The 1,752-nt window shown below is 70.8% G+C and carries 3 protein-coding genes; all 3 read right to left on the reverse strand.

Annotated features, from left to right (window positions below; all coding sequences use genetic code 11):
* Nucleotides 1-24 precede the first annotated feature (24 nt).
* Entirely contained in the window at nucleotides 25-147 is a 123-nt protein-coding gene (locus C1I95_RS37450; RefSeq protein WP_267900733.1) for a hypothetical protein, read from the reverse strand.
* Between the two features lie 20 nt (nucleotides 148-167).
* Nucleotides 168-731 (reverse strand): DUF6529 family protein, encoded by a 564-nt coding sequence (locus C1I95_RS33730; RefSeq protein WP_233514061.1) that lies wholly within the window; start codon nucleotides 729-731, stop codon nucleotides 168-170.
* Nucleotides 732-799: 68 nt separating this feature from the next.
* Nucleotides 800-1,752, reverse strand: a 953-nt coding sequence (locus C1I95_RS33735) for a hypothetical protein (RefSeq protein WP_233514060.1), incomplete at its 5' end; no start/stop codon positions are given.

Consider the following 1,752-nt stretch of genomic DNA (forward strand, 5'->3'; position numbering starts at 1 on the left):
ACACTTATGCGATCGTCGGCAGCGTCAGATGTGTATAAGAGATAGGCCGTACGTCGCGCAGCCGGTCAGCGCAGCCACCCCCACCGCGCCGGTGCCGGCCAGCAGGGCCCGTCGCGACCGGCAGCAGCCGGCCTGCTCGTGGTTCATCTGAAGACTTGCCTTCCTGGTCAGAACTGGATGCCGAAGGTGGTGAAGTACCAGACCGACGAGGTCAGGAAGACACCGATCAACGCGACGAAGACGACCCCACCGATCACCGGCAGCACCCAGCCGGCGAGGCCACGTTTGGGCAGGGTCAGCATCTTGGTGGCGAACGCCCCGAAGAAGAAGCAACCCAGCAGGGAGTGCAGCAGCGTACGGGTGTCGTAGTCGGCGAAGCCGAGCGCGTACAGGCAGTGCACGGCTACCGGGACGGTGAGCAGGAAGGCGACCCGGCCGGACCAGCGGTGTGCCGGGCCGGCCCAGGGCGGGGAGAAGCCGCCGAGCCGGCCCCACATGGCCAGCGCGGACAGCAACTGGATGACGGCGAAGAACGCCGCACCCGTACCCAGCCACACCTTCACCGTCAACGGCGAGGAGAAACCGGCGACGTTGACCGCGATCCCGGTCGGGGTGTGGGTGCGGCCGTAGACGCCCAGCGCCACCGCCAACCCCGCCCCGACCACCAGCGGTACCAGCAGCGAGGGTCGCCGCCTCGGGGCGCTCGGCGGGGGCCCGCCGAAGTCGCGCATCACCTCGACGGTCGGCGCGGGCGGCCGGCGGGGCACCGTACGCACGTTGCTCTGGCGGTGCTGGGACATCACCGCGCCCCGGGAATGACCGGCTCGGCCGTGACGGTGACCCCGTTGACCATGGTGCTGTAGAAGGCCGGGTCCAGCGGCGGCGCCGGGATCGGCTTGCCGTTCCAGGTGACGATGCCGATCTGGGTGCCGTCGGGCAGCATGATCCAGCCGCCGTCGATGCCGGCCTTGCGGACCTCGTCGGTCGCCCGGTAGATCGCCGGAGCGGTACCCGAGCCGGACTTCGCGACCGCCTCGTCGACCACCTTGTCGTCCGGTCGGGCGGTGAACTTCCAGCGGCGGACGCCGATGACCATCTCGCCGCTCGCGCGGTCGCCCCGGATGATGCCGGTCAGCTTCGCGTCCTTGCCGGTCAGTTCGATCTTGCCGTCCTTGACCGTGCCGGACAGCCACAGCTCCACACTCCGGCCGTCACAGACGTACGCCTCGGCCTTGCCGCCCTTGACCGTGATGGCGATGGTGGCGCCGTTCTCCAGCTCGCCGATCCAGTTCTGTTCGACCACGGCGACCTCGGTGCCGGCCGATGACCCGTCCGGCGCCGCCGGCGGGGACGTCTGGGCCGGCCGCGTGTTCGCGGGGTCCGGTTGCTCCTCGTCCACCGGGGCCTCGGCGTCAGCGTCGCCGTCGGCCTCGGTGTCGGTTGGCGGCGCGGCGGCGGCCGGTGGACCGGTCTCCGCCGCCGGCTGTGTGGCCGGTGGCGATGCCTGCGCACTCATCGTGAACAGCACGGCAGCCGTCACCGCCCCCGACAGGAGGGTGAGCAACGGGGTCATGCGCTTCATGGGCCGCTCCCTTCGCCGTGAAGTACGGCTGGTGGCCCCAGTTCGGTTCAACGGCTGGGGAGGAATCCCGGCCCGGCGATCCCACGGCCCGTCGATCGGCGGCTTGCTGTCGTGCAGCACCTTCGGCCGGGTCTCGTCGGCCAGCCAGCCCGCCAGGGCCACCTCGTCGG

Origin of the sequence: Micromonospora craterilacus (assembly GCF_003236315.1) — a bacterium.
Classification (GTDB): Bacteria; Actinomycetota; Actinomycetes; order Mycobacteriales; family Micromonosporaceae; genus Micromonospora; species Micromonospora craterilacus.

Bases quoted from the DNA above. Each gene is read 5' to 3' on its own strand.
- C1I95_RS37450 (WP_267900733.1), bottom strand. From the start codon at position 147: ATGAACCACGAGCAGGCCGGCTGCTGCCGGTCGCGACGGGCCCTGCTG.
- C1I95_RS33730 (WP_233514061.1), bottom strand. From the start codon at position 731: ATGCGCGACTTCGGCGGGCCCCCGCCGAGCGCCCCGAGGCGGCGACCC.